This window comes from Actinoallomurus acaciae (assembly GCF_042429965.1).
Classification (GTDB): Bacteria; Actinomycetota; Actinomycetes; order Streptosporangiales; family Streptosporangiaceae; genus Actinoallomurus; species Actinoallomurus acaciae.
Window position 1 is genome coordinate 1 of record NZ_JBHLZP010000583.1, and the last position, 4809, is coordinate 4809.

Here is a 4809-nt window from a genome sequence, read left to right on the forward strand (position 1 = left end):
CTCGGTCAGGTAGAGCTCGGCGAGGTCGGCGGCCCGCAGCACCAGCCCGAGCTGGGAACGCGAGGTGAGCCGGTTCTTGTCGGTGTCGAAGGCCAGCAGATACATCCGCGCCGGCAGTGATTCGGGAAGACTCATGGACCGGACTCCTCTTTCGACGGTCGGCCGGGCCGGCGCATCCGGCCGGCGTTGCGGGGCATCCGGCCCGCGTCGCCGAGGGCGCGCCGGAGCAGGAACTCGATCTGGGCGTTGGTGCTGCGCAGCTCGTCCGACGCCCAGCGCGCGAGCGCGTCGTGGACGGCGGGGTCGAGGCGGAGCAGCACCTTCTTGCGCTCGCCTCGCCCCGCCGGCCGCGCGTCATCGCCGTCGGCGTCGGGACGCGGCTCGCGGTCCGTCACTGGTAGAGCGATCCGGTGTTGACGACGGGCTGGGCGTCGCGGTCGCCGCAGAGCACGACGAGCAGGTTACTGACCATGGTGGCCCTCCGCTCCTCGTCCAGGTCGACCACGTCACTGTCGGCGAGCCGGGTGAGGGCCGACTCGACCATGCCGACGGCACCGTCGACGATCCGCTGGCGAGCGGCGATGACCGCCCCCGCCTGCTGGCGGCGCAACATCGCCTGCGCGATCTCCGGCGCGTACGACAGGCGGGTGATGCGGGACTCGATGACCTGGACGCCCGCCGACGCGACACGCTCGGAGATCTCACGCGACAGCTTTCCGGTGATCTCGTCGGCGTTCTCCCGCAGGGAGAGCCGCTCGTCGCCGTGGGCGTCGTAGGGGTAGCTGCCGGCGATGTGCCGTACGGCGGTCTCGGTCTGGATGGCGACGAACTCCACGAAGTCGTCCACCTCGAAGATCGCCTTGGCGGTGTCCTCCACCTGCCACACGACGACCGCGGCCATCTCGATCGGGTTGCCCTCGGCGTCGTTGACCTTGGCGACGTCGGTCTCGTGGTTACGGATCCGGGTGGAGATCCGCCGCCGGGTGGTCAGCGGGTTCACCCACCGCAGCCCGTCGGTACGGATCGTGCCGGCGTACCGCCCGAGCAGTTGCACCACGCGCGCCTGCCCCGGCGCGACGGCGGTCAGCCCGGGCAGGGCCAGCGCGGCGATGACGATGATCGCGACCCCGACACCGGCGAGCACATCCCCGCCCGTGTTCGCACCCGTGACGATGAGCACGAACCCGACGACCAGGGCGACGATGATCGCGCCCACCACCGGCCATCCGGACAGCCCACGTACGTTCCGCTCGGCAACCTGCGGCCTCGGCATCTCCACACTCATGACCCTCATCCTCCCTGAAGTCTTCAGGCAGGAATCTAGCATAGTGATATCACTTTTCACCAGAGCCCGGCCGCCGCGGCGCTACCCGCCGAGGTCCACGCGGGTGTAACCGGGGGAACCGTCGACCCGCATCGCCCATCGAAGTCGTCAAGGGCACGGCGATCCGGATGCCCGGCTCCTCGCCCTGAGACCCGAAGGATCTTGTCCAGAGAGGAAGACCCCGTGCATGACCCGCGATGGATCGAAGGTTCACGGGCGCCCGGTCGAGTACACCGGTCCCACCTCGACGAGGTCAGGGACATGGCGATGCCGGGAGCCGTGGTGGCCGCCCGCGTCATTCTCTGGATCAAGGTCGCCTTGGTCACGTTCGCGCTGCTGGCCCTGTGGGCGTTGTCCGACGATGTGCGCGAAGAGCTCACGCCGGCCGAGAACCGGGCCCTCACTCTGCTGCTCGTCTGGATGCTGGTGTACGCATGCGCCATCGCGTACCTGGCCGTCCGAATGGGCGGCCGCCGACGGTGGATACGGATCGCGGTGATCGTCGCCGAAAGCCTTTCCGGCGTCAGTGGCGTCATCACGCTGGTGAGCGGAAACGGTAATCTCGGCCACGTGGTCGCGATCGGCCTTGCCGTCACCGTGATCGCGTGTATGTCCGGTGAGGCGAAGTACTACTTCACGCATTGATCCCGGCGGGGCCTGCTCCACGCTGATCGACTGCGCACGGGCCCCGGCGATGTGGGCCACCGCCTCGAAGGGCCTGCTCGCCAAGAGCCGCACCCGAACCGGCCTGTGGGCCTACTCGGCTCCCGGTTCGAGGCGACGGTGCCCTTCTCCCGCGTGAAGGCCGCCCCGAACGGGACGGGCCAGGTGCGCCGGGGGACGCCACAGGCGTCGTACTCGACGAGCCTGAGCAGCTCGGGACCCGTGCCGTACGCGATGATCAAGGGCGCCGTCCCCCGCCCGGCGACGACGCCGCACGGACACAGCCGCCACAGTACGCGTCCGGCCGGATCGAGCGCGGCGACCCCGTCGGGCGGCATCCGATGAGGATGAACCCAGTGGCTGAGGACCTCCCGCCGGTCTCCGTCGTGGGGTCGATCTTGAACGGGGTGCGTTCGCCCCTCAGAAGGGGGTCGTCCGTCACCTTCCAATAGGCGGATTCGGCCGACCATGAGTCGCCCTGCTCGTGCCAGGCGGCCGATGCCGCGTCGGCCGCCTTCGCGTACATCCGCCTCAGCGCCGCCTCGTCGACGGCACCGGCGTGATATGCGACGTACATCACGCGGTCTCCACGATCCGCCGTGCCTCCGCCGCGGGGCTCTTGAAGAGAACGGTCTCGACCTCGGCGGCGGTCATGCGAGGCGCGCCGCGAAAACATCGTCTCAGGGAGCCGGACAGGCCCAGCCGCTCCGCCTCCCTGCCTGCAACACTCACCGAGTCCCGTCTGTCGTCGTTCGCCCGACGATGGCGCCGCGAGTATCAGATACCACGAGGACCCCTCTGCCGTCAGGGACGAGGCGGTGGCATCGCGGCCGGGTGCTCGGCGAGGCGTTCCAAGGCGATCCGTACGGCGGTCTCCAGCTGCGGGTCGCGGCCCGCCGCCCAGTCGTCCGGTCCCATCACCACCTCGACGTCCGGCGCGACGCCCTGGTTCTCCAGGTCCCAGCCGTACCCGTTGAACCAGATCGGGTAGCGCGGCACCGTGACGCCCGTGCCGTCCACCAGCCGGTGGGCGCCGTCGATGCCGGTGACACCGCCCCACGTCCGCGTGCCGACGATCGTGCCCAGTCCGAGAGAACGGACCGCCGCGGTGAGGATGTCGCCGTCGGAGCAGGTGTGCTCGTCGGCGAGGACGACGACCGGGCCGCGCGGCGCGTCCCTCGGGTAGCTCACCGGACTGCGGTGGCGGCCCACCTCCCAGCCGACGACGCGGCGGGCGAGTTTCTCCACGACGAGTTCGGAGACCATCCCGCCCCGGTTGCCCCGGACGTCGACGACGAGCCCCTCCTGGGCGATCTCGCTGCGCAGGTCACGGTGGAACTGCGCCCAGCCCATGCCGTCCATGTCCGGGATGTGCAGGTAGCCGAGCCGGCCGTCGCCGAGCTCGCGTACGTGCGCCCGCCGCTCGGCGACCCAGGCCTGATAGCGCAGCCGCCGGTCGATGAACAGGGGACGGACGACGATCCGCCGTACCGGTCCCCCGGCGCCGGGGGCGATCGTCAGCTCGGTGAGCGTGTCGTGGGTACCCGCGAGCAGCGGGCCCGGCCCGGTGACGTCGTCCACCGGCCGGCCGCCCACGGCCACCACTGCGTCGCCGGGCCGCACCTGGACGCCGGGCACCGCGAGCGGAGACCGGGCGTACGGGTCGGAGGTCTCGGCGGGCAGTATCCGGGTCACGCGCCAGACCCGGTCGTCGTCGCGTTCGAGGTCGGCCCCGAGCAGCCCCATCCACGGACCGGTCGCGCGGTGACGGCCGTGCACGTACGCGTGTGAGGAGCCGAGTTCGCCCAGGACGTCCCGCAGCAGATCGGCGAAGTCGTCCGGGCTCGCGATCCGGTCCAGCAGCGGACGGTAGCGTGCCGACACGGCGTCCCAGTCGACGCCGTTCATGTCACGCGACCAGTAGTAGTCGCGCATGACCCGGCTCGCCTCGTCGTACGCGTGACGCCACTCCACCGCCGGCTCGGCGGTGACGCGCAGCCGGGACATGTCGACCTTGGCGTCGTCGCCCTCCCCGTCGTCGGACCCGTCGGTCCCCAGCACCCGCAGGTCGCCGTCGACGACGACCACCATGCGCTTGCCGTCACCGCTGACGCTCAGCCGGTCGACCCCGGTCATGATCTCTTCGCAGTTCCGTTTGGCCAGGTCGTAGCGTTCGAGCGTGTTCTTGGGGCGGCCGTCGTCCTCCAGGCCGCCGCCCTCGCCGAGCATTCCGGTGAGCGGCCGGCGCAGCCACACCAGACCGCTCTTGACCGCCTTCAGGTCGGAGTAGCGCGCGTCGGGCACCGGGACCGGCACGACCCGCTCCGCGATGCCGTCGAGCGACACCGTGGGCGGCGTCTTCTCCTCCTTGTCGTCGTCGGCGCCCGCGGCGGGCGGCCGGCCCTCCGGCGTGGGCTCGAACGGCGACGGCGCGGACGCGTCCAGCGGCACCAGGTAGGGCCGGCAGCCGAACGGGAACGACAGGTCGAAGAAGTGCGGGTCGAAGACGGGGTCGAACCCGCGCCACGAGAGGAACACCAGGTGCGCCCCGTCGGTGGTGAAGACCGGCTCGCTGTCGGCGAACCGGCCGTCCGTCACCTCGGCGATCGTGCCGTCCGCGACCCGGGCGAGCCGGATCCGCGACAGCCGTTCGGCGCCCGCGTGCGTCCAGGCGAGCCAGGCCGAGTCGGGCGAGAACGTCAGATCCTCGGCCGCACCGTGCTCGCCGGCCGCGAGCTCGCGCACCTCGCCGGAGGCGACGTCGACCAGCAGCAGGCGCCCGTCGTGCGCGGCCACCGCCAGCATTCCGCCGTCGGGCGCGG

At 71.2% G+C, this 4809-nt stretch carries 5 protein-coding genes; 1 reads left to right on the forward strand and 4 read right to left on the reverse strand.

Annotated elements, in window-relative coordinates; genetic code table 11:
• Positions 1 to 131: 131 nt before the first annotated feature.
• Together ACFFNX_RS42450 and ACFFNX_RS42455 are read right to left on the reverse strand one after the other, a co-directional pair.
• Entirely contained in the window at positions 132 to 320 is a 189-nt protein-coding gene (locus tag ACFFNX_RS42450) for a type II toxin-antitoxin system antitoxin (RefSeq protein WP_378211917.1), read from the reverse strand.
• A 71-nt stretch (positions 321 to 391) separates the two neighbouring features.
• Positions 392 to 1285, reverse strand: coding sequence for an SPFH domain-containing protein (locus tag ACFFNX_RS42455; protein ID WP_378211913.1), 894 nt, complete (start codon positions 1283 to 1285; stop codon positions 392 to 394).
• 300 nt (positions 1286 to 1585) lie between these two features.
• Between ACFFNX_RS42455 and ACFFNX_RS42460 the strand changes: the two genes are divergently transcribed.
• A complete protein-coding gene (locus tag ACFFNX_RS42460) occupies positions 1586 to 1969 on the forward strand; it encodes a hypothetical protein (protein WP_378211914.1) in 384 nt (127 codons plus the stop codon).
• Between the two features lie 594 nt (positions 1970 to 2563).
• On the opposite strand, the gene ACFFNX_RS42465 is transcribed toward ACFFNX_RS42460, so the two are convergent.
• Together ACFFNX_RS42465 and ACFFNX_RS42470 are read right to left on the reverse strand one after the other, a co-directional pair.
• Positions 2564 to 2719 (reverse strand): hypothetical protein, encoded by a 156-nt coding sequence (locus ACFFNX_RS42465; protein ID WP_378211915.1) that lies wholly within the window; start codon positions 2717 to 2719, stop codon positions 2564 to 2566.
• 72 nt (positions 2720 to 2791) lie between these two features.
• The coding region (locus ACFFNX_RS42470) for a S41 family peptidase (protein ID WP_378211916.1) at positions 2792 to 4809 on the reverse strand (2018 nt) is incomplete at its 5' end.

Bases quoted from the DNA above. Each gene is read 5' to 3' on its own strand.
- ACFFNX_RS42455 (WP_378211913.1), bottom strand. From the start codon at position 1,285: ATGAGTGTGGAGATGCCGAGGCCGCAGGTTGCCGAGCGGAACGTACGT.
- ACFFNX_RS42460 (WP_378211914.1), top strand. From the start codon at position 1,586: ATGGCGATGCCGGGAGCCGTGGTGGCCGCCCGCGTCATTCTCTGGATC.